This is a genomic window from Paracoccus marinus (assembly GCF_007018965.1).
GTDB lineage: Bacteria > Pseudomonadota > Alphaproteobacteria > Rhodobacterales > Rhodobacteraceae > Paracoccus > Paracoccus marinus.
On the sequence record NZ_VJYZ01000018.1, the window covers coordinates 218,606 to 240,734 of the forward strand.

Annotated in this window: 23 protein-coding genes; 7 read left to right on the top strand and 16 right to left on the bottom strand. The window is 68.9% G+C overall.

Features of this window, described 5'->3' with window-relative positions; genetic code table 11:
- Positions 1 to 48 precede the first annotated feature (48 nt).
- Genes pdhA through FNF32_RS10080 form a run of 3 tightly spaced genes read left to right on the top strand, consistent with a single transcriptional unit; the run spans position 49 to position 4,036 of the window.
- Positions 49 to 1,101, top strand: a complete 1,053-nt coding sequence (pdhA, locus tag FNF32_RS10070) for a pyruvate dehydrogenase (acetyl-transferring) E1 component subunit alpha (protein ID WP_185961919.1) — start codon at positions 49 to 51, stop codon at positions 1,099 to 1,101.
- Between the two features lie 13 nt (positions 1,102 to 1,114).
- Positions 1,115 to 2,566 carry a pyruvate dehydrogenase complex E1 component subunit beta gene (locus FNF32_RS10075; RefSeq protein WP_131674720.1) on the top strand — a complete coding sequence of 484 codons (1,452 nt, stop codon included), beginning with the start codon at positions 1,115 to 1,117 and terminating at the stop codon, positions 2,564 to 2,566.
- Between the two features lie 12 nt (positions 2,567 to 2,578).
- Positions 2,579 to 4,036, top strand: coding sequence for a pyruvate dehydrogenase complex dihydrolipoamide acetyltransferase (locus FNF32_RS10080; protein ID WP_131674719.1), 1,458 nt, complete (start codon positions 2,579 to 2,581; stop codon positions 4,034 to 4,036).
- A gap of 71 nt (positions 4,037 to 4,107) precedes the next feature.
- Here FNF32_RS10080 and FNF32_RS10085 read toward each other — a convergent pair whose 3' ends face one another.
- From FNF32_RS10085 to FNF32_RS10095, 3 genes are all read right to left on the bottom strand, one after another.
- Positions 4,108 to 7,161 (bottom strand): efflux RND transporter permease subunit, encoded by a 3,054-nt coding sequence (locus tag FNF32_RS10085; protein ID WP_131674718.1) that lies wholly within the window; start codon positions 7,159 to 7,161, stop codon positions 4,108 to 4,110.
- Positions 7,158 to 8,558 (bottom strand): efflux RND transporter periplasmic adaptor subunit, encoded by a 1,401-nt coding sequence (locus FNF32_RS10090; protein WP_246087768.1) that lies wholly within the window; start codon positions 8,556 to 8,558, stop codon positions 7,158 to 7,160. The genes FNF32_RS10085 and FNF32_RS10090 overlap by 4 nt, the downstream gene beginning before the upstream one ends.
- A 90-nt stretch (positions 8,559 to 8,648) precedes the next feature.
- Positions 8,649 to 9,434 carry a division plane positioning ATPase MipZ gene (locus tag FNF32_RS10095; RefSeq protein ID WP_131674717.1) on the bottom strand — a complete coding sequence of 262 codons (786 nt, stop codon included), beginning with the start codon at positions 9,432 to 9,434 and terminating at the stop codon, positions 8,649 to 8,651.
- A 117-nt stretch (positions 9,435 to 9,551) separates the two neighbouring features.
- Here FNF32_RS10095 and FNF32_RS10100 point away from each other — a divergent pair, with 117 nt between their 5' ends.
- Complete coding sequence (locus FNF32_RS10100) at positions 9,552 to 10,469, top strand: MBL fold metallo-hydrolase (protein WP_131674716.1); 918 nt, start codon at positions 9,552 to 9,554, stop codon at positions 10,467 to 10,469.
- Between the two features lie 100 nt (positions 10,470 to 10,569).
- Here the strand turns inward: FNF32_RS10100 and rpmE are convergent, their stop codons facing one another.
- From rpmE to FNF32_RS10155, 11 genes are all read right to left on the bottom strand, one after another.
- Positions 10,570 to 10,791: a 50S ribosomal protein L31 gene (rpmE, locus tag FNF32_RS10105; RefSeq protein ID WP_131674715.1), complete on the bottom strand. Its 222-nt coding sequence runs from the start codon at positions 10,789 to 10,791 to the stop codon at positions 10,570 to 10,572.
- Between the two features lie 11 nt (positions 10,792 to 10,802).
- Positions 10,803 to 11,213: a 50S ribosomal protein L19 gene (rplS, locus tag FNF32_RS10110; RefSeq protein WP_131674714.1), complete on the bottom strand. Its 411-nt coding sequence runs from the start codon at positions 11,211 to 11,213 to the stop codon at positions 10,803 to 10,805.
- Positions 11,210 to 12,082: a tRNA (guanosine(37)-N1)-methyltransferase TrmD gene (gene trmD / locus FNF32_RS10115; RefSeq protein WP_131674713.1), complete on the bottom strand. Its 873-nt coding sequence runs from the start codon at positions 12,080 to 12,082 to the stop codon at positions 11,210 to 11,212. The genes rplS and trmD overlap by 4 nt, the downstream gene beginning before the upstream one ends.
- Positions 12,079 to 12,408, bottom strand: a complete 330-nt coding sequence (locus FNF32_RS10120) for a hypothetical protein (protein ID WP_131674712.1) — start codon at positions 12,406 to 12,408, stop codon at positions 12,079 to 12,081. Before FNF32_RS10120 ends, trmD begins: the two co-directional genes overlap by 4 nt.
- A complete protein-coding gene (gene rimM, locus FNF32_RS10125) occupies positions 12,405 to 12,902 on the bottom strand; it encodes a ribosome maturation factor RimM (protein WP_131674711.1) in 498 nt (165 codons plus the stop codon). The genes FNF32_RS10120 and rimM overlap by 4 nt, the downstream gene beginning before the upstream one ends.
- Positions 12,903 to 12,969: 67 nt before the next feature.
- Positions 12,970 to 13,434: a 30S ribosomal protein S16 gene (gene rpsP / locus FNF32_RS10130; protein ID WP_131674710.1), complete on the bottom strand. Its 465-nt coding sequence runs from the start codon at positions 13,432 to 13,434 to the stop codon at positions 12,970 to 12,972.
- Positions 13,435 to 13,487: 53 nt separating this feature from the next.
- The gene (locus FNF32_RS10135; protein WP_246087769.1) at positions 13,488 to 13,850 is read right to left on the bottom strand and encodes a chorismate mutase; all 363 of its coding nucleotides are present in this window, start codon (positions 13,848 to 13,850) and stop codon (positions 13,488 to 13,490) included.
- A complete protein-coding gene (locus FNF32_RS10140; RefSeq protein WP_131674709.1) occupies positions 13,847 to 14,374 on the bottom strand; it encodes a GNAT family N-acetyltransferase in 528 nt (175 codons plus the stop codon). The genes FNF32_RS10135 and FNF32_RS10140 overlap by 4 nt, the downstream gene beginning before the upstream one ends.
- Positions 14,371 to 14,904: a GNAT family N-acetyltransferase gene (locus tag FNF32_RS10145; RefSeq protein ID WP_131674708.1), complete on the bottom strand. Its 534-nt coding sequence runs from the start codon at positions 14,902 to 14,904 to the stop codon at positions 14,371 to 14,373. The genes FNF32_RS10140 and FNF32_RS10145 overlap by 4 nt, the downstream gene beginning before the upstream one ends.
- The gene (gene ffh / locus FNF32_RS10150; RefSeq protein WP_131674707.1) at positions 14,904 to 16,400 is read right to left on the bottom strand and encodes a signal recognition particle protein; all 1,497 of its coding nucleotides are present in this window, start codon (positions 16,398 to 16,400) and stop codon (positions 14,904 to 14,906) included. The genes FNF32_RS10145 and ffh overlap by 1 nt, the downstream gene beginning before the upstream one ends.
- Positions 16,401 to 16,567: 167 nt before the next feature.
- On the bottom strand, positions 16,568 to 16,810 hold the full coding sequence (locus tag FNF32_RS10155; protein WP_131674706.1) for a hypothetical protein: 243 nt from the start codon (positions 16,808 to 16,810) through the stop codon (positions 16,568 to 16,570).
- 175 nt (positions 16,811 to 16,985) lie between these two features.
- Here FNF32_RS10155 and FNF32_RS10160 point away from each other — a divergent pair, with 175 nt between their 5' ends.
- Both FNF32_RS10160 and FNF32_RS10165 read left to right on the top strand, forming a co-directional pair.
- Positions 16,986 to 17,579: a peroxidase-related enzyme gene (locus FNF32_RS10160; RefSeq protein WP_131674705.1), complete on the top strand. Its 594-nt coding sequence runs from the start codon at positions 16,986 to 16,988 to the stop codon at positions 17,577 to 17,579.
- Positions 17,576 to 18,502, top strand: coding sequence for a DMT family transporter (locus FNF32_RS10165; RefSeq protein ID WP_246087770.1), 927 nt, complete (start codon positions 17,576 to 17,578; stop codon positions 18,500 to 18,502). The genes FNF32_RS10160 and FNF32_RS10165 overlap by 4 nt, the downstream gene beginning before the upstream one ends.
- 9 nt (positions 18,503 to 18,511) lie before the next feature.
- Here FNF32_RS10165 and opgC read toward each other — a convergent pair whose 3' ends face one another.
- A complete protein-coding gene (opgC, locus tag FNF32_RS10170; protein ID WP_185961920.1) occupies positions 18,512 to 19,672 on the bottom strand; it encodes an OpgC domain-containing protein in 1,161 nt (386 codons plus the stop codon).
- Positions 19,673 to 19,934: 262 nt separating this feature from the next.
- Positions 19,935 to 21,530, bottom strand: a complete 1,596-nt coding sequence (locus FNF32_RS10175) for a phosphoenolpyruvate carboxykinase (protein ID WP_143796621.1) — start codon at positions 21,528 to 21,530, stop codon at positions 19,935 to 19,937.
- A gap of 159 nt (positions 21,531 to 21,689) precedes the next feature.
- Between FNF32_RS10175 and FNF32_RS10180 the strand changes: the two genes are divergently transcribed.
- Positions 21,690 to 22,115: an HPr kinase/phosphorylase gene (locus FNF32_RS10180; protein ID WP_131674702.1), complete on the top strand. Its 426-nt coding sequence runs from the start codon at positions 21,690 to 21,692 to the stop codon at positions 22,113 to 22,115.
- Positions 22,116 to 22,129 lie beyond the last annotated feature (14 nt).

Below are 22,129 nucleotides of genomic sequence, written 5' to 3' on the forward strand. Positions count from 1 at the left end.
GGCTAGGTTTGGTTTAACGCTGAACTATCGCCAGCCGGAGGAGCCCGCATGGCAAGGAAGCCCGCAGCCGAAGCCTCGCTCAAAGAGCCGGCCAAAGACTCGGCCGAGAGCGCGCCGCCCGTCGCGACCAACATCCCGCGCGACGATCTGCTGAAGCTTTACCGCGACATGCTGCTGATCCGCCGGTTCGAGGAAAAGGCGGGCCAGCTGTACGGCATGGGCTTGATCGGCGGGTTCTGCCACCTCTACATCGGCCAGGAAGCGGTCGTCGTGGGGCTGGAAGCCGCCGCCAAGGAAGGCGACAAGCGCATCACCAGCTACCGCGACCACGGCCACATGCTGGCCGCCGGGATGGAGGCGCGCGGCGTCATGGCCGAGCTGACCGGCCGCATCGGCGGCTATTCCAAGGGCAAGGGCGGCAGCATGCACATGTTCAGCCGCGAAAAGCACTTCTACGGCGGCCACGGCATCGTCGGCGCGCAGGTGCCGCTGGGCGCGGGGCTGGCCTTCGCCGACAAGTACCTGGGCAACGACAACGTCACCTTCACCTACTTCGGCGACGGCGCCGCGAACCAGGGCCAGGTGTACGAGACCTACAACATGGCCGAGCTGTGGTCGCTGCCGGTTGTGTTCGTGATCGAGAACAATCAGTACGCGATGGGCACCTCGGTCAAGCGCTCGACCAAGTCCACGACCTTCTTCGGCCGGGGCGAGGCGTTCGGCATTCCGGGCGAGCAGGTGGACGGGATGGACGTGCTGGCGGTCAAGGCGGCGGGCGAAAAGGCCGTCGCGCACTGCCGCGCGGGGAACGGGCCCTACATCCTCGAAATGATGACCTACCGCTATCGCGGCCACTCGATGTCGGATCCGGCCAAGTACCGGACCCGCGAGGAAGTGCAGAAGATGCGCGAGGAAAAGGACGCGATCGAACATGTCCGCCAGATCCTCGTGTCGGGCGGCCACGCCTCGGACGACGACCTCAAGGCCATCGACAAGGACATCAAGGACATCGTGAACGATTCGGCCGATTTCGCGCGCGAAAGCCCCGAGCCGCCGGCCGAGGAACTGTGGACCGACATCTACGCCGAAGCGAACGCCTGAGGGGACGACGAACATGGCAATCCAGATCCTGATGCCGGCGCTGTCCCCCACGATGGAGGAAGGGACGCTCGCCAAGTGGCTGGTCAAGGAAGGCGACGCGGTGAAATCCGGCGACATCCTGGCCGAGATCGAGACCGACAAGGCCACGATGGAATTCGAGGCGGTCGACGAAGGCACCATCGGCAAGCTGCTGGTGGCCGAGGGGACGCAGGGCGTGAAGGTGAACACGCCCATCGCCACGCTGGCGGGCGAGGGGGACGAGGCAGGCGACGCCGCGCCCGAGGCCGCTGCGAGAACTAACGACGCACAGCCCGACGCCGCGCCACGGGCGGACGAGCCGCCGGCCGAAAAGGGCAAGGGCGAAAACAGCCGCGACGAAACGGGCGAGGCGCCCGACAAGGCCCCGGCCGCGCCGAAATCGGCGGTCGAGACCGTCAGCACGCCCGAACCCGACGCGAGCCCCGACTGGCCCGAAGGCACCCCGGTCAAGCAGATGACCGTGCGCGAGGCGCTGCGCGAAGCCATGGCAGAGGAAATGGAACGCGACGAGGCCGTGTTCCTGATGGGCGAGGAAGTCGGCGAATACCAGGGCGCCTACAAGATCAGCCAGGGCCTGCTGGACAAGTTCGGGCCCCGCCGCGTCGTGGACACCCCGATCACCGAGCATGGCTTCGCCGGCATCGGCGTCGGCGCGGCGTTCGGCGGGCTGAAGCCGATCGTCGAGTTCATGACCTTCAACTTCGCGATGCAGGCGATCGACCACATCATCAACTCGGCCGCCAAGACGCTTTACATGTCGGGCGGGCAGATGGGGTGCCAGATCGTGTTCCGCGGCCCGAACGGCGCCGCCGCCCGCGTGGCAGCCCAGCACAGCCAGGATTACGCCGCGTGGTACGCCGCGATCCCGGGCCTCAAGGTCGTCCAGCCCTACACGGCGGCCGACGCCAAGGGGCTGCTGAAAACCGCGATCCGCGACCCGAACCCGGTGATCTTCCTGGAAAACGAGATCCTCTATGGCCGCACGTTCGACGTGCCGGTGCTGGACGATTTCACTGTGCCGTTCGGCAAGGCAAGGATCGCACGCGCGGGCAAGGACGTGACCATCGTCAGCTTTGGGATCGGCATGGCCCACGCGCTGGAAGCCGCCGAGACTCTGGCGCAGGACGGGATCGAGGCCGAGGTGATCGACCTTCGCACCGTCCGGCCGCTGGATTACGCGACGATCTTGACCTCGGTGCAAAAGACCAACCGCTGCGTCACGGTCGAGGAAGGCTTCCCGGTCGGCTCCATCGGCAACCACCTGAGCGCCTGGCTGATGGAGAACGCGTTCGACTGGCTGGACGCGCCGGTCATCAACTGCGCGGGCAAGGACGTGCCGATGCCTTATGCGGCGAACTTGGAAAAGCTGGCGCTGATCACTGCGGCCGACGTGGTCGAGGCGGTCCGCAAAGTGACCTACCGGTAAGGGGCGCGCGACATGGCAACCGAGATCCTGATGCCCGCCCTGTCCCCGACGATGGAGGAAGGGACGCTTGCCAAGTGGCTCGTCAAGGAGGGCGACGCGGTCAAGTCCGGCGACATCCTGGCCGAGATCGAGACCGACAAGGCCACGATGGAGTTCGAGGCGGTCGACGACGGCACCATCGGCAAGATCATGATCGCCGAGGGAACGCAGGGGGTGAAGGTCAACACGCCGATCGCGCTGCTGCTGGAGGAGGGCGAGGACGCCTCTGCCGCGCCCGAGGCGTCCGAGACGAAAGAGCCTGTTGAGAACGCGCCCGAGCCGACGGGTGGTGAGGCGGACTCCGGCACGGCGCAATCCGGTGAGGCGCCGCAGAAGGCCAGGGGTTACGGCGGCGCGAGCGATGCGCCGGCGTCGGCCGACGGGCAGGCGGATGCGGGCGAGGCCGCGCCCGCGAAAGCGGCCGCCCCGGCCGACAAGGCCGCGCCTGCCAAGGGCAAGGGAGGGCGCGTCTTTGCCTCTCCGCTCGCGCGCAGGCTTGCGGCCGAGCGCGGGATCGACCTTGCGGGCGTGACCGGCAGCGGGCCGAAGGGCCGGATCGTCAAGGCCGACATCGAGGGCGCCAAGGGCGGCGCGGCCCAGCCCGCCGCGGCGAAGGGCGCGAGTGCCACGGCCCCGGCGGCAGAGGCGCAGCCAGTCGCGGCAGCGTCGGCGGCCGCTGCACCGGCCGCTGCGGCACCCAAGGGCATGTCCGCCGAGACCGTCCGCAAGATGCTGGACGGGCGCGAGATCGAGGAGGTGCAGCTTGACGGCATGCGCCGCACCATCGCCGCGCGGCTGGCCGAGGCCAAGCAGACCATCCCGCACTTCTACCTGCGCCGGTCGGCCAAGCTGGACGCGCTGATGGCGTTCCGCGCCGACCTGAACAAGCAGCTGGCCGCGCGCGAGGTGAAGCTGTCGGTCAACGACTTCATCATCAAGGCCTGCGCGGTCGGGTTGCAGCAAGTGCCCGACGCGAACGCGGTCTGGGCCGGCGACCGCATCTACAAGGTCAAGCCGTCTGACGTGGCGGTTGCCGTGGCGGTCGAAGGCGGGCTGTTCACGCCGGTCCTCAAGGACGCCCATCTCAAGACCCTGTCGGCGCTTTCGGCCGAGATGAAGGATCTGGCGAACCGCGCGAAGTCCAAGAAGCTTGCGCCGCACGAATACCAGGGCGGCAGCTTCGCGATCTCGAACCTCGGCATGTTCGGGATCGAGAACTTCGACGCCGTCATCAACCCGCCCCACGGCGCGATCCTTGCGGTCGGCGCGGGCATCCCGACGCCGGTGGTCGAGGACGGGCAGGTCGTGATCCGCAACGTGATGTCGATGACGCTGTCGGTCGATCACCGCGTCATCGACGGCGCGCTGGGGGCGCAGCTTCTGGCCGCGATCGTGGAAAACCTCGAGCATCCGATCTCGATGCTTGCCTGATCCGAACTGACCCCGGACCAAATCCCCAGCCCGCCCCGCGTGACGCGAGGGCGGGCTTTTTGTTGCCCGTGTTACTCGGCGGGCGCCTTGCGTTCCGCGTTCAAGCCCACCACCCGGCGCAGGAACCGCCCGGAACGCAGCTGCATGCCGTCCACCAGCGAGAACAGCGACGGCACGAACAGAAGCGACAGCATCGTGGACAGAAGCAACCCGCCGATGACGGCGACCGCCATGGGTGACCGGAACTCGCTTCCGTCACCCTTGGATAGCGCCGACGGCAGCATGCCCGCCGCCATTGCGATCGTGGTCATGATGATGGGGCGCGCGCGTTTGTGGACCGCGTCAAGGATCGCCTCGCGTTTCGGGACGTTGTCGGCCATCGCCTGCAAGGCGAACTCGACCAGCATGATCGCGTTCTTGGTGACGATCCCCATCAGCATCAGGAAGCCGATCACCACCGGCATCCCGATCGCGAAGTCAAAGATGTAAAGCGCAAGGATCGCGCCCCCGATCGCCAGCGGCAGCGACAGAAGGATCGAGATGGGCGTGATGAAGCTGGCAAACAGCAGCACCAGGACGACGTAAACAAGCAGCACCCCCGCCGCCATCGCTAGGGCGAAGGCCCCGAACACCTCGGCCATGATCTCGGCGTCGCCCGAGCTTTCGAACGCGGTGCCCGGCGGCAGCTTCATGGTGTCCTGCAGCGCCTTGACCTGCGCGTCCACCGGACCCAGGACCGCGCCATCGGCAAGGTTCGCCGTGACCGAGGTGCGATAGCGTCGGTCGTAGCGTTCGATCTGGGTCGGGCCGGCCGACAGGGTGACGTCGGCCACGACCGCCAGCGGTACCTGTCCCGCCGCGGACGGCACCCGCAGGCTCTGGATCTGTTGCAGGTCGTCGCGGGCGGCGGCGTTCAGCCGCACCACGATCGGGATCTGCTCGTCGCCCGCGTTGAACTTGGCAAGGTTCGCCTCGGCGTCGCCCAGCGTCGCCACCAGAAGCGTCTGGGCAAGGCTGCTGGCCGAGACGCCGAGCTGCGCCGCGATCTCGTCGCGGGGCGTGATCTGGATTTCCGGCCGCCGCATGGCCGACGACGACCGCACCCCTTCGAGCGTGTCGAGCTTGCGCATCTCGGTCACGAGCATCTCGGCCGCCTGCGCCGCGCCGTCCTCGGTGTCGGCCAGCACGCTGACGCTCAGGTCGTTGCCGCCCGCCTCGTTCTGGAAGTTCAGCCGCACGTCGGGCAGGTCGGCCAGGTCGCGCTTCAGCTGTTCCTCGATCGCGAACTGGGTGCGCTCGCGTTCCTCGCTGGGACCGTAGTTGACGCGCAGCTGGGCTTTCGACACGGCGTCCTCGACCCCCTGCACGAAGACCGAGCGCACTTCGGGCACGGCCGAGATGCGGTCGATCAGGGTCCGGGACACGGATTCCGTCTGCTCGACGGTCGATCCGGGCGGCAGTTCCAGCTCGATCTGGCTTCGGCCCTGGTCGGCGGGCGCGATGAACTCGGTCGGCAGCAGCGTCGCGGAAAAGATCGAGCCCGCGAACACGCCCAGGCCGAGGATCAGGGTCAGGAACCGGTGGCGCATGGTCCAGCGCAGCGTGCCCATCAGCCCGCGCAGGAAGAAGCCGTCGCGTTCCTCTTCGGTATGGCCGCTGCGGATCAGGTAGGCGGCCATCATCGGCGTGATGATCCGCGCGGTCAGCAGCGAGAACAGCACCGCCACCGCGACCGTCAGCCCGAACTGGCGGAAATATTCGCCCGCCACCCCGCTCATCACCCCCACCGGGGCGAATACCGCCACGATCGAGAAGCTGATCGCGATCACGGTCGTGCCGATCTCGCTCGCCGCCTCGATCGCGGCTTCGTAGGGCGGGGTGCCCATGTGGATGTGGCGTACGATGTTCTCGATCTCGACGATCGCGTCGTCCACCAGGATGCCGGTCACCAGCGTGATCCCCAGCAGGCTGATCCCGTTGAGCGAGAAGCCGAGCAGGTCCATCACGAAGAACGTGGGCACGACGGACAGGGGCAGGGCGGCGGCGGCGACCAGCGTCGCGCGCCAGTTGCGCAGGAACAGCAGCACCACGATCACCGCAAGGGCCGCGCCCTCGTAAAGCGTGTGCATCGCGGATTCGTAGCTTTGCCGGGTGTAGGTCGTGGAATCGTCGATCAGGGTGATCTGCGCGTTGGGGTAGCGCTTGCCGATCCCTTCAAGCGCGGCCTTGGTCCCGTCGCCCGCCAGCAGGTCGGATGCCCCGACCGCGCGAAAGACCGCGAAGGCGACGACCGGCCGGCCGTTCAGCAGCGCGAAGTTGCGCTGTTCGCTCGCGCCGTCGGTCACGCTGCCCAGCTGGTCCAGACGCACGGTCCGCCCGTCGCCGATCTCGATCGCGGTGGCGGCAAGCTGGTTCACGGTGTCGGCGGCGCCGAGCGCGCGGATCGAATATTCCCGCCCCGACACGTCGCCCCGGCCACCGCCCATGTCGATGTTGCGTGCCCGCAGCTGCTGCGAGACGTCGGCCGCCGTCAGGCCAAGGGCGAGCAGGCGGCTGGGATCAAGGTCCACGCTGATCTCGCGGTCGGCGCCGCCGATGCGGCTGACCTCGCCCACGCCCGGGACGCTGGACAGCTCGCGCCCGATCACGTCGTCCACGAAGTCCGAAAGCTCGCTCACCGAACTCGTCTGGTCGCTGACCGCATAGGTCAGGATCGGCATGCTGGTCACGTCGATACGGCGCACGATGGGTTCCAGGATCGAGCCGGGAAGGTCCGACCGCACGCTGGAAATCGCGTCCTTGACGTCATTCAGCGCCCGGTCGCTGTCGGCTTCAAGCTCGAACTCGACGATCAAATTGGCGACGCCGTCGGTCACGGTCGTCGTCATGTGGCGCACGTCGGGTATGGTCGAGATCGCGTCCTCGATCGGGCGCGCGACCTGGCTGACCAGCTCGCTCGGGCCGGCGCCCTGCTGGGATACGGTTACGTTGATAAGCGGCAGGTCGACCGTCGGCATGGCGGTGATCGGCAGCCGGGCGAAGCTGACCAGACCGACGATCAGCAGCACGAGGAAGATCGCGATCGGCGGGACCGGCCGCTTGATCGACCAGGTCGAAAGGTTCATCGCACCGTCCCCTGCGGATCGGGCCGGGCCGTCGATGCCTCGAGCGTCGTGCCTGAGGTGGCGGCTTTCCTCGCCGCGTCCTCGACGGCGGGGGCGGGGGCTGGGGCGGGGGCCGCCTTGGCGGGACCGGCCGCGCCTTGCGGGGCCGGCGCTTCGGCCATCGGCGCGGGGGCCGGTTTCTGCGGGGCTGACGGCGCCGCGCCTTCGGCCACGGGATTCACCGGGTCCCCGTCGCGGAAGAAGGCGCCCGCGCGCAGCAGGACGGGTTCGCCCTGCGCCAGCCCCTCGGCGATCTCGCGCCGGTCGTCCCACAGGACGCCCGCGCGGACCATCCGCGTCTCGATCCGGTTGTCCCGCACGACCTGCACCCGCTCGCCGTCACCATCGGCAAGAACGGCAGTGGCCGGCACGGTGACCGCTTCGCGTTCGTCCAGCACGATCCATCCGTTGGCGAACAGGCCCGGCCGCAGCCGCCCGTCGCCGGCGAGCGCCACCCGCACGACCCCCAGCCGCGTCACCGGATCGACGCTGGCGGGGATCAGCCGCACGCGGCCCTCGACCGGGCCCACGCCGGTCACCGACAGCGTCACGGGATCGCCCGCCTGCAGGCCGGACAGGGCGGTTTCCAGGACCTCGCCCTCCATCTCGACCTCGCCGTCGACGATCAGGCGGAACATCGGCTCGGCGGCGGCGCCCGACAGCGCGCCCCGGGTGGCGTTGCGTTCGGTGATGATCCCGTTCGCGGGCGAGGTGATGGTCGCGCGCTCGAAGTTCAGCTGCGCGATACCCCGCGCGGCCTCGGCCTGGGCAAGCCCGGCCTGCGCCACGGCGAGCCCGCCCTGCGCCGACGCGGCGGCGGCGGCGGCCGACGCCTGCGCGGCAATCGCCTCGTCCAGCACCGCCTGCGTGGTGTTGCCGCTGCGGTTCAGCCGCCGGGTCCGGTCAAGCGACGATCCGGCCTGCGCGGCGGCGGCGTCGGCGCTGGCGATCTCGCTTTCCGCCTGGCCGATGGCGGCGCGGGCGCGGGCGAGTTCCGCGTCGGCCTGGGTCAGTTCGGCGCGCAGCGTCGTGTCGGTCAGGCGGGCCAGCGGCTGTCCCGCCGTCACGCTGTCGCCGACCTCGACCAGCAGCTCGTTGATCTCGTAGCCCGACACCTGCGGATAGACCTGCACCTCGGACCGGGCGACCAGCGTGCCCGACACCGGCACCCGTTCCTGCACGGTGCTGCGGATCGCGGGCGAGATGGTGACGGTGGGCACGATCGACGCGACCGCCGGGGCCTGATCGGGATCGGCGGCGCGGACGGGATGGGGCAGCGCCAGCATCGCCATCCCCGCCGCAAGCAGGGATGCCGGCAGGATGCGGCCAAAGGTGGTCAGGCGGCGCCGAGGTTGCATTGCTGCCCTGCAGGTTGAAGCTCAGCGCCTGTTTAAGCCAGACGCGGTCCTGCAACAATGCCGCTGCCCGGGCGGCAGGCGCGCCCCTGCCTAGAACGCCGCGTTCACGCCCGGAAGTCGCAGTTCCGTGACCAAGTCGCGCAGTTCCTGCCGCGCGGCGATGTTGGACATCGACAGTTGCGCGGTGCCGATGTCGCGCAGGTCCAGCAGCGTCAGGCCGCGCGGGAACAGCTCGCGAAAGATCACCCGCTCGGCAAAGCCCGCCGCCACCCGGAAGCCGATCCGCTTCGACAGCGACGCGAGCGCGGTGCCGACCTTGCGCTTGTTGTGCATTTCCTGCGTGCCAAGGCGGTTGCGCAGCACGATCCAGTCGATCGGGCCCGCGCCCGCCTGCCCACGCAGCTGGCGCGCGTTCCACACCATCTCGGCATAGATCGACGGGGCCAGCACCTTGCCCTCGGGCGACATCCGCGCAAGCAGGTCGAAGTCGATGAAGCTGTCGTTCATCGGCGTGATGAGCGTGTCGGCCAGCGCATGCGCCATCTGCGCGAGTTTGGTGTGCGAGCCCGGGCAGTCGATCAGGATGAAGTCGCAGCTTTCGTCGAGCGCCCCGACCACGGCCGACAGCGGATCGTCGCCGCCGTCATTGCCGTCGCGCGAAAGCTCGGCCAGCAGCGGCGTCGGCAGGTCCAGCCCCTCGCGCGCGGCGAACGCGGCGCGGTTTTCCAGATAGCGCCCGAAGCTGCGCTGGCGCACGTCTAGGTCCAGTGCGCCGACGCGGTGGCCCATGCGCGAAAGCGCCGTCGCCACGTGCATCGAGGTCGTGGACTTGCCCGACCCGCCCTTTTCGTTGCCGACGACGATGATGTGCGCCACGCGATTCCCCTTGCCGCCCCACTGTCTAGCCAGCCCGTCCAGGGGTTGCAAAGCGGCTGTTCACCATCGCGTGCGCGCAGGGTAAGGTCCGCCGAAAATCTGCAAGGGTTCCAAGACATGCCTTCCAGCCAGCCCGGCGAACCGATCCACGAAGCTGCCGGTCGGCCCGTCGTCGAATGTTTCTTCGACCGGCCGACCGGCAGCCTGCAATATGTCTTCCACGATCCCGCGACGATGAAGGGCGCGATCGTGGACCCCGTCTGGAACTTCTGCGGCCGCGCGGGCGCGACCAGCACGACCGAGGCAGACCGCATCCTCGCCCATGTCGAGGCGCGGGGGATCGAGGTGGAATGGATCCTCGACACCCATCCCCACGCCGACCACTTCAGCGCGGCGGTCTATCTGTCCGACCGCCTTGGCGGCGTGCCGCGCGGGATCGGCGCCCGGGTGGTCGAGGTGCAGCGGATGTGGCGGACGTTCTACAACGACGACCGGATCGCGGCCGACGGGCGGCAGTGGGACCGGCTGTTTCACGATGGCGACAGCTTCATGGTGGGGACGATTCCGGTGCGGGTGATGCTGTCGCCGGGCCATACGCTCGCGTCGATCAGCTATGTCGCGGGCGACGCGGCCTTCATCCACGACACGCTGATGATGCCCCATTGCGGGACCAGCCGGACCGATTTTCCGGGCGGCGGGGCGGATGACCTGTGGAACACGATCCGCGCGATCCTTGACCTGCCGGCCGACACCCGGCTGTTCACCGGCCACGACTACCCGGCGCCCGGCGTCGAGCCGGGATACCTGTCCACCGTGGCCGAGCAGCGCGCGTCGAACATCCACGTCCGTGACGGAACCTCGCGCGAGGAGTTCATCGCCAGCCGCGAGGCGAGGGACCGGACGCTGGCGCTGCCCGACCGGATGCTGCACGCGCTGCAGGTCAACCTGCGCGGCGGCCGCCTGCCCGAGCCCGAGGCGGACGGCCACAGCTATCTGAAAATTCCGCTGAACCGGTTCCGGCCGCTGGCGGGCTGAGCTTTGGCGCGCGTTGCCCGCTGCCCGTCGCCCGCCGTGCCCCTGAATGCAGAACGCCGCCCCGGGGGGCGGCGTCTCGCGTTCGCGTCGGGTGTGGGGATCAGAAGCCCAGGCCGGCGTACTTGTTCTTGAACTTCGACACGCGCCCGCCGGTGTCCATCAGCTTGGACGAGCCGCCGGTCCACGCCGGGTGCGAGGTGGGGTCGATGTCCAGCGACATGGTGTCGCCTTCCTTGCCCCAGGTCGAGCGCACCTGGTAGGTGGTGCCGTCCGTCATCTTGACGGAGATCATGTGGTAGTCGGGGTGGATTTCGGCTTTCATCGCGCGCGACCTCAGGCTTTGACGTTTGCGTCGGCCGAAACAGCGGCCTTGTCGGCCTTCGGCTTGTAGTTGGTGACTTCGGCGATCCGGGCCGATTTGCCGCGGCGATCGCGCAGGTAGTACAGCTTGGCGCGGCGGACGCGGCCGCGGCGCACGACCTCGATCGACTCGATGTTGGTCGAGTACAGCGGGAACACACGCTCCACGCCCTCGCCGAACGAGATCTTGCGGACGGTGAACGAGGCGGCCAGCGTCTCGCCGCCCTTGCGGCTGATGCACACGCCTTCGTAGTTCTGGACACGGCTCCGGGTGCCCTCGGTCACCTTGTAGCCGACGCGCACGGTGTCGCCGGCCTTGAAGTCGGGAATGGTCTTGCCGAGCGCGGCGATCTGCTCGGCTTCGATCTGGGCGATAAGGTTCATCGCGGTTGGTCCTTGTCATGCTCGCGGCTGTTCCGCGATTGGTCTGATGCGCCCGAGAGCTGTCGGTCCTTTGCCGGGTCCACATGCCGGTCGGCATATGCCCGCCACAGGTCGGGGCGGCGTTCCTTGGTCAGGCTTTCGGCCTGTAGGGCGCGCCATTGCGAAATGGCCGCGTGGTTGCCCGACAGAAGAACGTCGGGCGTCGCGCGGCCTTCCCAGATGGCAGGCTTCGTGTACTGCGGATGTTCAAGAAGGCCGTGGGAAAAGGATTCCTCGGCCAGCGAATCCTGATTCCCCAGCACGCGCGGTATAAGGCGAACCGTCGCGTCGATCAAGACCTGCGCCGCGATCTCTCCCCCTGTCAGGACGTAGTCGCCGATGCTGACTTCGGTCACGTCGAATGCGTCAAGGACGCGCTGGTCCACGCCCTCGAACCGGCCGCAGATCAGGGTGACGCCCGGACCCTGGGCGAGGCTGCGGGCAAGCGCCTGCGTCAGCGGTCGGCCGCGCGGCGACAGATAGACGACCGGCAGGCCGGGGGCCGCGCCCCGCGCTTCGCGCAGCGCCGCCGCCATCACGTCCGGGCGCAGCACCATGCCCGCGCCGCCGCCCGCAGGGGTGTCGTCCACGTTGCGGTGCCGCCCCTCGCCGAACTGGCGCAGCGGGATCGTGCGCAGGTTCCACAAGCCCTCGGCCAGCGCCCGGCCCGTCAGGGACAGGCCCAGCGTGCCGGGAAACGCCTCGGGGAACAGGGTCACGATCTGCGCGGTCCAGGCGCCCGCGACCTGCGGCTCGGCCATCAGCTCGCGCGGGCGGAGCGATGGCGTCGCGCGCAGTCGGCCGTGGGAACGGGGCGGCTCGTCGGTCATCGGCGCAGGAACCCCGGCGTGACGGCAAGGATCGCGCCCGCGGCCGTGACGGCCAGCGGCAGCCAGCCGGGGATGCCCCCCAGGGGGCCGATCCGCCCGCCGACCCACCACAGCGCCAGCGCGAGGGCGCCGATCGCAAAGAACATCGCCGCCAGCCGCAGCGACGCCTGCAGGTCCTGCCGCGCGCCGATTGGCAGGCTTGCCACCGCGATGACTGGCGCGAACAGGTAGGCGTTCGGGTCGCTCGCCCCGGACAGACCCTGCAGCAACGGGCCTGCGAACATGACGACCAGCGCGGGGATGAAAGTCGGGGAAACCCTGTTCATTCGTCGCTTTCGGGCGGGTCGGCGACGATGCGGCCCGCGGTCAGGTCCACGGTCGGCACGGCCGCGCGCGTGAACGGCACCAGCAGCACGCCCGAGGGACCCAGGACTTCAAGGATGTCGCCTGCGCCATGGTCGTGGACGGCCCGCACGCGGCCCAGCGACACCCCGCCGGTATCCACGACCTCGAGCCCGATCAGGTCGGCGTGATAGAATTCGTCATCGGGAAGCGAGGGCAGGGCGGCCCGGTCTGCCCACAGCGTCGTGCCCTTGAGCGCGTCGGCCTGTTCCTTGGTATCCACCCCGGTCAGCCGCGCGCCAAGGCCACCATTAACGGGCCGCGTCAGCTTGACGGCGAAGCTGCGCTTGCCGTCCTCGGTCGCGAGCGGGCCGTAGGTCGCGATGTCCTCGGCCCTCGCGCAGAAGCTTTTCAGCCGCACCTCGCCGCGCACCCCGAAGGCGCCGGCGATGGCCCCCACACAGATGCGGTCGGTCATGCGGGAATGCTCCGTCACGATGTGGACGGCCGGGCAACGTCATGCCCGGCCGCCAGGTTGCAGCCGATCAGGGCGTTTCGGTGCCGCTGGTGGCTTCCGATGCGTCCAGCGCCGTCTCGTCGGTGGCGGTCGCTTCTTCGGCTGCCTCTTCGACGACGGGCGCGTTCTTCGCGGCTTCCTCGGCCTCGCGGGCGGCGGTCTCGCGCGCGGCGCGCTTCTCGGCGCGGTCCTTCGCGGCCTTGCCGGGCTCGCCCTTCTTCAGGTTCTTGCGCTCGGTCTTTTCGGTCGCGCCGGCGGCTTCCAGGAAGCGGGCCACGCGGTCGGTCGGCTGCGCGCCCTGGCCCAGCCAGTACTGCACGCGCTCCATGTCCATCTTGATGCGGTCTTCGCTGTCGCGCGGCAGAAGCGGGTTGTAGGTGCCCAGCTTTTCCAGGAAGCGGCCGTCGCGCGGCATGCGCGAGTCGGTGGCGACGATGGCGTAGTGCGGGCGCTTCTTGGAGCCGCCGCGGGCCAGTCGGATCTTCATTGCCATTCGATATTCTCCTTTGAAATGGCGGGTGGCGGGGAACCCGCCGTCAGGGATGGTCAGGATTGGAAGTGCTCGTGGTGGCGGATGACTTCCGCGATCACGAAGTTGAGGAACTTGCGCGCAAAGGCGGGGTCCAGGTCGGCCTCGCGCGCAAGGCGTTCCAGCCGCTCGATCTGCTGGCTTTCGCGCGCAGGGTCCGAGGGCGGAAGCTCGTGGTCCGCCTTGAGCCGGCCCACGGATTGCGTGTGCTTGAACCGCTCGGCGAGGGTAAAGACCAGCACGGCATCCAGCCGGTCGATCGAAGCGCGATGATCGCGCAGCAGCGCCGCCGCGCGGGCCACGGGATCGTCGCCGCCCGGCGCGGTTTCCGTGGCAGCGTCGCGCTTGGCGTCGGTGGCGGAGGGGTCCTGCATCGTCATGCCGCAGTCTTTCCGGGGTGGCGCCATATGTGGCAGGGGTGCCCCATGAACTCGATCTCGCGCTCGATCGTCGCGCCAAGGCGGCGGGCGAGGTTCTGCGAGCGGATGTTTTCCGGGTCGATCAGGGAGATGAGGCCGGTCAAGCCGAAAAGCCGCGCGCCCGCGTCGCGCGCGGCCGACGCCGCCTCGAACGCGTAGCCCTTGCCCTCGAACCCGTCGAAAAGGTGCCAGCCCAGCTCCGGCTCGGGCCATGTCGCGGGATACAAAAGGCCGATCCGGCCCACGGGCGCGCCGGTCGCGCGTTCCTCGACCATCCACATACCATAACCGCGCAGCGCCCAGTGGCCGATCTGGCCGGCCAGTCGCCCCCAGACCTGGAACGGGTCGACCCTGCCGCCGATGAACCGCGTCCGCTCTTCGCCCGCGTAGAACGCGACCATCGCATCCAGATCGGACAGCCGCGGCTCGCGCAGGACCAGCCGTTCGGTCTCGATCACCGGGATGTCGGGGGTAAGGGCGGTCACGGCGCGACCCCGTGGCGGAAGCGCAGCATCGGGCCGTATGGGGTGGTCCACATCCCGTCGCGCACCGCGCCCATCCGTTCGGCCAGCTGGATCGAGCGGTGGTTGCTGGCCTCGATCGACGACATGACGCGGTTCATGCCGAAATGCAGCGCAGCCCCTTCGCGGGCGGCGGTCGCGGCCTCGCGCGCGAGGCCCCGGCCCTCATCTGTCCCGGCGTAGATCATCCAGCCAAGCTCAGGCTCGGGCCAGCCGTCGGGGTGATAGATGCCGGCGCGGCCGACGTTGCGGCCGGTGGCGCGATCCTCGATTTCCCAGAATCCGTAGCCGCGCAGCAGCCACTGTCCGGCGCCCGATGTAAACCTCATCCAAGCCTCCACGCGGGTCAGACAGCCGCCGACCGGCTGCGAGCGCGGGTCGGCATAGAAGGCGGCGACGGCGTCGAAATCGCCAATCGCCGGACCGCGCAGAACCAGCCGTTCGGTTTCCAGAACGGGGACGGAACCCAAGGGACTGGATGAGACGGCGGTCATCACTTTTTCCCGAACAGGCCCGACAGGCCGCCGGGCAGGTTCAGGTTGCCCAGCTGGCCGCCAAGGCCGCGCGGGTCCTGCAACATCTTCGTGGCCTCGGCCATGCGGGCGGGATCGGCGTCGGCGAGGTCGGGCAACCCGCCGCCCTTGCCGGTCATGGACCGCATCGCCTGCTTCAGCATGGCGCCCTTGCCCATCTTCGAGACCTTCTTCATCGTGTCGGCCATCTGCCGCTGCATCTTCAGAAGCCGGTTCAGTTCCGCCACGTCCAGCCCCGCGCCCGCCGCGATCCGCTTCTTGCGGCTCGCCTGCAGCAGTTCGGGGTTCGCCCGCTCCTTCTTCGTCATCGAGTTGATGAGCGCGATCTGGCGGCGGATGGCGCTGTCGTCGAGGCCCGCGGTTTCCGCCTGCTTGGCCATCTTCCCCATGCCCGGCATCATGCCCATGATCGACTGCATGCCGCCCATCTTGAGCATCTGTTCAAGCTGGCCCTTGAGGTCGTTCATGTTGAACAGACCCTTGGCGAAGCGCTTCATCATGCGCTCGGCCTGCTCGATCTCCAGCGTTTCCTGCGCCTTTTCGACCAGGGCCACGATGTCGCCCATGCCCAGGATGCGGCCCGCGACGCGGCTGGCGTCGAAACCTTCCAGCGCGTCCATCTTTTCGCCGACACCGACGAAGCGGATCGGCTTGCCGGTGACCGCGCGCATCGACAACGCCGCGCCGCCGCGCCCGTCGCCGTCCATCCGGGTCAGCACCACGCCAGACACGCCGACCTTGCCGTCGAACTCGGTCGCGACGTTGACCGCGTCCTGCCCGGTCAGGCCGTCGACGACCAGCAGCGTCTCGCGCGGGTTCGCCACGTCGCGGACGGCCTGCACCTCGTCCATCAGCACTTCGTCGATGTGCAGGCGGCCGGCGGTATCGAGCATGTAGACGTCGTAACCGCCCAGCGTCGCCTGCTGCTTGGCGCGCTTCGCGATCTGCACCGCGTTCTCGCCCGGCACGATCGGCAGCGTATCGACGCCGACCTGCTGGCCGAGGATCGCCAGCTGTTCCATCGCGGCGGGGCGGTTGGTGTCGAGCGACGCCATCAGCACGCGCTTCTTCTCGCGGTCCTTCAGGCGCTTGGCGATCTTGGCGGTGGTCGTGGTCTTGCCCGACCCCTGCAGGCCGACCATCAGGATCGGCGCGGGCGGGTTGTCCACGCGGAGCGCGTCGGCCGCACCCTCGCCCTGCAGCATCGCGATCAGCTCGTCATGGACGATCTTGACGACCTGCTGGCCGGGGGTGATCGACTTGGTGACGGCGGCGCCGGTCGCCTTGGCGGTGACGGCGCGGACGAAGTTGCGGACCACGGGCAGCGAGACGTCGGCGTCCAGCAGCGCCTGACGCACCTCGCGCATGGCCGCCGTGACGTCGTCGGGCGTCAGCGCGCCCTGCTTGGTCAGCCTGTCGAAGACACCGCCAAGGCGGTCTGAAAGGCTCTCGAACATCTCGCGGGTCCTCCTGTTCAGGGCCGCTGCAAATACGCTGTCGGCCCCCGTGGGCGCAACGCGCTGACGGGGGGCGATCCCCGGCAGTCGGGGACCGGAAGGATTTGCCTTCCGGGGAATCTGGCGGTGACTAGCGCAGGCGGGCTGCGGGAGTCAAGGCCGAGGGGCTAGTGCAGGATGCCGACGGCCAACTCGGCGAACACGAGCAGGACAGTCGTCACAATCGCGAGGATCGCGGCAGTGCGCGCGGGGCGGCCGGGGACGGTGCGCACCGCAAGCTCGACGCCGCCGCAAAGCGCCAGAAGCAGCGCGGCGAGGGCAAGGATATCCTCGTCGCCCCAGTCCATCGCTGGCACGATGGCGCTTGCCACCATCGCGGTCGACAAAAGCGTCCCCGCCCCAAGCCACATGTGACCGCGTCATGTCAGGACGGAACGAGTCGTCATCGGCAATCCTCCAGATCACCGGATCAGCACGTGGCACGGATGGTTCGCGTTTGTCCAACACCCACGCCACGCCCACGCCAAGCTTGCGCTTGCCCGGCGCCGAAGTAGCCTGCGCCGGAACAATGGGAAGGGAAGACCCATGGACAGCCTGCCGACCAACACCGCGATCAGCCGCTTCGCCGTGCCCGACATCGCCGCCCTGCCGCAGGACATGCAGGACATGATCGCCAAGGTGCAGGAAAAGTCGGGGTTCGTGCCGAACATCTTCCTTGCGCTCGCGCATCGCCCGGCCGAGTTCCGCGCGTTCTTCGCCTATCACGACGCGCTGATGGACAAGGACGAGGGGCTGTCCAAGGCCGAGCGCGAGATGATCGTGGTCGCGACCTCGGGCCTCAACCGCTGCCAGTATTGCGTGGTGGCGCACGGGGCGATCCTGCGGATCCGCGCCAAGGACCCGCTGATCGCCGACCAGGTGGCGATCAACTGGCGCAAAGCGCCCCTGAGCGCGCGCCACCGCGCGATGCTGGACTATGCCGAGCTGGTCGCGCTGGACGCCGAAGAGATCACCGACGACGACCGCGAGGGGATGGCCGCGGCGGGCTTCACCCCCGACGAGATCTGGGACATCGGCGCGATCGCCGCGTTCTTCGGCATGTCGAACCGGCTCGTCAACATGGCCGACATTCCGCCCAACGAGGAGTTCTACATGCTCGGGCGGGAGCCGCGGACGTGAGCGACGCGATCCGCGCCCGGATGAGCGGCAGGGAATGGGGCCTGATGCTGCTTCTGTCCGCGCTGTGGGGCGGGTCGTTCTTCTTCATCGGCACGGCGGTCCGGGACATGCCGGTGCTGACGATCGTGCTGCTGCGGGTCGCCCTGGCGGCGGCAGCCCTGTGGATCGTGGTGCTGGCGACCGGGCGGCGGGTCCCGCGCGGGGCGGCGACCTGGGGCGCGTTCCTTGTCATGGGGCTGCTGAACAACGTCATTCCGTTTGCCCTGATCGTCTGGGGGCAAAAGCAGATCCCGTCCGGCCTCGCCTCGATCCTGAACGCCAGCACGCCGTTGTGGACCGTCCTGGTCGCCGGCGCGCTTCTGAGCGACGAGCGGGCGAGCGTGCGCAAGCTCGCGGGCGTGGTCATGGGACTGGGCGGAGTCGCCGTGATGATGGGGATCGACGTCATCGGCGGCCAGCACCCGCTGCTGCCGCAGCTGGCGGTGGTCTGCGCGTCCATTTCCTACGGGTTCTCGGCCTGGTGGGGGCGGCGGTTTCGTCAGATCGGGGTCGATCCGATGGTCACGGCGGCGGGGATGCTGACCGCCTCGACGCTGGTCCTCGCGATCCCGGTGCTGGCGCTGAACGGGCCCCCGGTCGGCTACCCGGCGACCAGCTGGGCCGCGGTCGCGGCGCTGGCGCTGCTGTCGTCGGCGCTGGCCTACGTCATCTATTTCCGCATCCTCGCCTCGGCCGGGGCCACCAACATCTCGCTGGTGACGTTCCTCGTGCCGGTGTCGGCGATCCTGCTAGGGTGGCTGTTTCTGGACGAGCGGCTGGGGTTCGCGCAGCTGATCGGCATGGCGCTGATCGGGGCGGGGCTTGCGTTGATCGACGGGCGGCTGTTTGCCCGGCGCGCGCCGCAGGTGCTGTCGCGGCGTTGAGCCGCCGCGTCACCCGAACGCCGCGACGATCCGCCGGGCAGGGACGCCAAAGGCCGCTTGCACCCGGCGCGCGCGCGCGGCGATGGGGCCGCTGCCGGCCATCAGCCGGTCGAACTGCCATGACATCAGGGTGATCGCCGCGATCAGGGCGATGCTGCCCGCCAGCGGCTGGCGCTCGACCAGATCACGCGGGGTGAGATACAGGAGCGTATTCCCGAACGCGAAGGTGAAAAGGCTGGTGCGGCCGAAGAAGGTCAGGCGCCGCAGCCGCGCCTGCGTCCCCTCCGGCGCCCCGGCGGTCGCGGCCACCGCCAGGGTCGTGGCCAGAACCGCGATCGGCAGGTTGAACAGGTAATAGATCGGGTGGCCGATCTGGCGCAGCGTCATGTCGGCAAGCCCGCGCGGACCGTGCGGACCCGGCAGCAGCGCCAGCACGGCGACGGCTGCGGCCGCAATGCCCCCCAGCGGCAGCGCCCGTTCCCGCAACGCCGGCGCGGTGCGGCCGGCGGCGGTCAGGACGCGGCCCAGCACCATGCCCGCCACGACGAAGCTCAGGCCGCGGATCACCGACGGGCCGCCGAGATCGGGCGCGCCGACCTCGAACATGAACTTGGCGAGGCGGTCGATTTCCTGCGGCATGCCAAGCGCCGCGGGCGAGGGCAGGTCCCTGGCCAGCGGCCATGCCGCGTGCAGCAGAATGGCGGCCAGCGCCAGCGGCCACAGCCCCAGGCGGTTGCGCGCGATCAGCAGCAGGGGCGCGATCGCCAGCACGACCGCGTAGAACTTGAGGATGTCGGTGAACGGCGTTACCCCCATGAACAGCATCGTGGCCACGCCGAACGGCAGCGAATAGTCGGGCCACGCGACGATCAGCGCCACGACCGACAGCGCGTAAAGCGCCCAGCACTGCAGCGCCCGCGCGATCAGCCGCGCGGCGACGTCGGCCCGGCCGCCGGGCACGAACTTCGGCCGGTAGGCAAGCTCCAGCATGCTCCCGAACAGGACGATGAAGATCGGCGCGCTTGTCTGAAGCGCGATGCGGAACAGGTGGTCGGCGGCGGGGGCCGGAAGCGTGAGGCCGGTCATCACGACCACATGGCTCAGCATCGCGCCGCAGATGGCGACCGAACGCACGAGGTCGATGCCGATAATGCGGCCGGAACGGTTCATGCGACACCCGCGACTCGTCATCACTGCGCCGCGCGCCCGTGCCGGAACGCGAGGCGGCTGGCCTTCGGGTTTCACGTTCCGCTTGCGGCGGACAGCACGGATCGGCGCAACTGTGGCTCAACGCCGGTTTCGGCGGGGTCCGGCCCGTTTGCGCGTGATGGTCGGCAGGATCGTTCCACACGCTTGGGTTGTGCGACGCGGCGAAACGGAGAGGGGCCGCCCCGAAGGGCGGCCCCGAAGCGGCGGCAAGGTTTAGGCGGGATCAGATCGCGGCGTCGCGGACGTCCTGATCGACCTTGTCCTCGTATTTCTTGAAGTTCTCGCGGAACATGCCCTTCAGCTTTTCCGCCTGCGCGTCGTAGGCCGCGCCGTCGGCCCAGGTCTGGCGCGGGTCCAGGAGCTTGTCCTCGACCCCCGGGACCGAGACCGGAACCTCGAAGCCGAAGTTCGGATCGCGGCGGAACTCGACATCGTTCAGCGATCCGTCCAGCGCCGCCGACAGCAGCGCGCGCGTGGCCTTGATCGGCATCCGCTTGCCGGTGCCGAACGGGCCGCCGGTCCAGCCGGTGTTCACCAGCCAGCACGTCGCGCCGGACTTCTGGATCCGCTCTTCCAGCAGCTTGCCGTAGACTTCCGGGCGGCGCGGCATGAAGGGCGCGCCGAAGCAGGTCGAGAAGGTCGGCTGCGGTTCCACCACGCCGTCCTCGGTCCCCGGCGTCTTGGACGTGAAGCCCGACAGGAAGTGATACATCGCCTGCTGCGGCGACAGCCGCGAGATCGGCGGCATCACCCCGTAGGCGTCCGAGGTCAGCATGATGACGTTCTTCGGCTGGCCTGCGACGCCGCTTTCGGACGCGTTCGAGATCGCATCCAGCGGATAGGCGCAGCGCATGTTTTCGGTGATCGAGCTGTCGGTGAAGTCCAGTTCCAGCGTGTCGGGGTGGTGGACCATGTTCTCGATCACGGTGCCGAAGCGCGAGGTGGTGGCGAAGATCTCGGGCTCGGCTTCGGCCGACAGGTTGATGGTCTTGGCGTAGCAGCCGCCCTCGAAGTTGAAGACGCCCTTGTCGGACCAGCCATGCTCGTCATCGCCGATCAGCGTGCGCGACGGGTCCTGCGACAGCGTGGTCTTGCCGGTGCCCGACAGGCCGAAGAACACCGCCACGTCGTTCTCGTCGCCGATCGCGTGGTTGGCCGAGCAGTGCATCGGCATCACGCCGCGTTCCGGCAGGATGTAGTTCAGCAGCGTGAAGACGCTTTTCTTGTTCTCGCCCGAATAACCGGTGTTGGCGATCAGGATCAGCTTTTCCGCGAAATTGAGCGCGATCACGGTGTCGGTGCGGGTGCCGTGGCGGGCGGGATCGGCCTTGAAGGACGGGCAGTTCACGATCGTCCAGTCGGCCTTGAACCCCGCCAGCTCGGACGCGTCGGGGCGGCGCAGCAGGTGGCGGATGAACAGGTTGTGCCACGCCAGCTCGCTGACCACGCGCACGTCCAGCCGCTGTTCGGGGTCGGCGCCTGCATACAGGTCCTGGACGAAGTATTCCTTGCCCTTCATGTGGGCCAGCATGTCGTCGTGCAGCAGCTTGAAGTTGTCGGGCGACATGGGCGGGTTGTTGTCCCACCAGATCGTGTCCTCGACGCCCGGCGTCCTGACGACGAACTTGTCCTTGGGCGAGCGGCCGGTCTTGGTGCCGGTATGGACGAGGAAGGTTCCGCCCAGGCCCAGCTTGCCCTCGCCGCGGCGCACCGCCGCCTCGACCAGCGCGGGTTCCAGCAGGTTGTAATGGGCCTGACCCACCCCGGTTATGCCCTGATCCTCGAGGCGGAAGTTCGGGTTGACGCGGGTGTCGGTCATGCTTGTGCTCCTTGGACGGCGCGGAAGACGCGGGTCCGCCTATAGCACGGGCTTTGTGCGATGAAAGTGCCCTTGCGGACGGTTAGCGCAATCATTCCATGTTAGCGTTATACGACTGACATGTGACTGAAAGCGACGCGGCGTCAGACGGAAAGCGAGATGGCTGGGGAAACGGGAACGGTCCACGCCTCGGCGGTGGTGATGGGCGGACGGGGGCTGCTGGTCACAGGTCCGTCGGGGTCGGGGAAGTCGGCGCTGTGCCTGTCGCTGATGGGGCGCGGCGCGGTGCTGGTGGCCGATGACAGGGTCCGCCTGTGGCGCGACGGCGACCGCCTGATGGCCGACGCGCCCGCGTCGTTGCGCGGGCTGATCGAGGCGCGGTCCGTGGGCATCCTGCGGGCGGACGCGGCGGGTCCGTCGCCCATCGACCTGATCGTCGATCTTGGCCTGGTCGAGGATCAGCGCCTGCCGCCGTGGCGCACGCGCGAGGTGCTGGGGTTGCAGCGCCCCCTTGTGTTCGGCCCCCTCACGCCACATCTTGATGCTGCGCTGCGGCAGTACATGCTGGCGGGGCGGGCTGGATAGGATTTCCGGGCAGG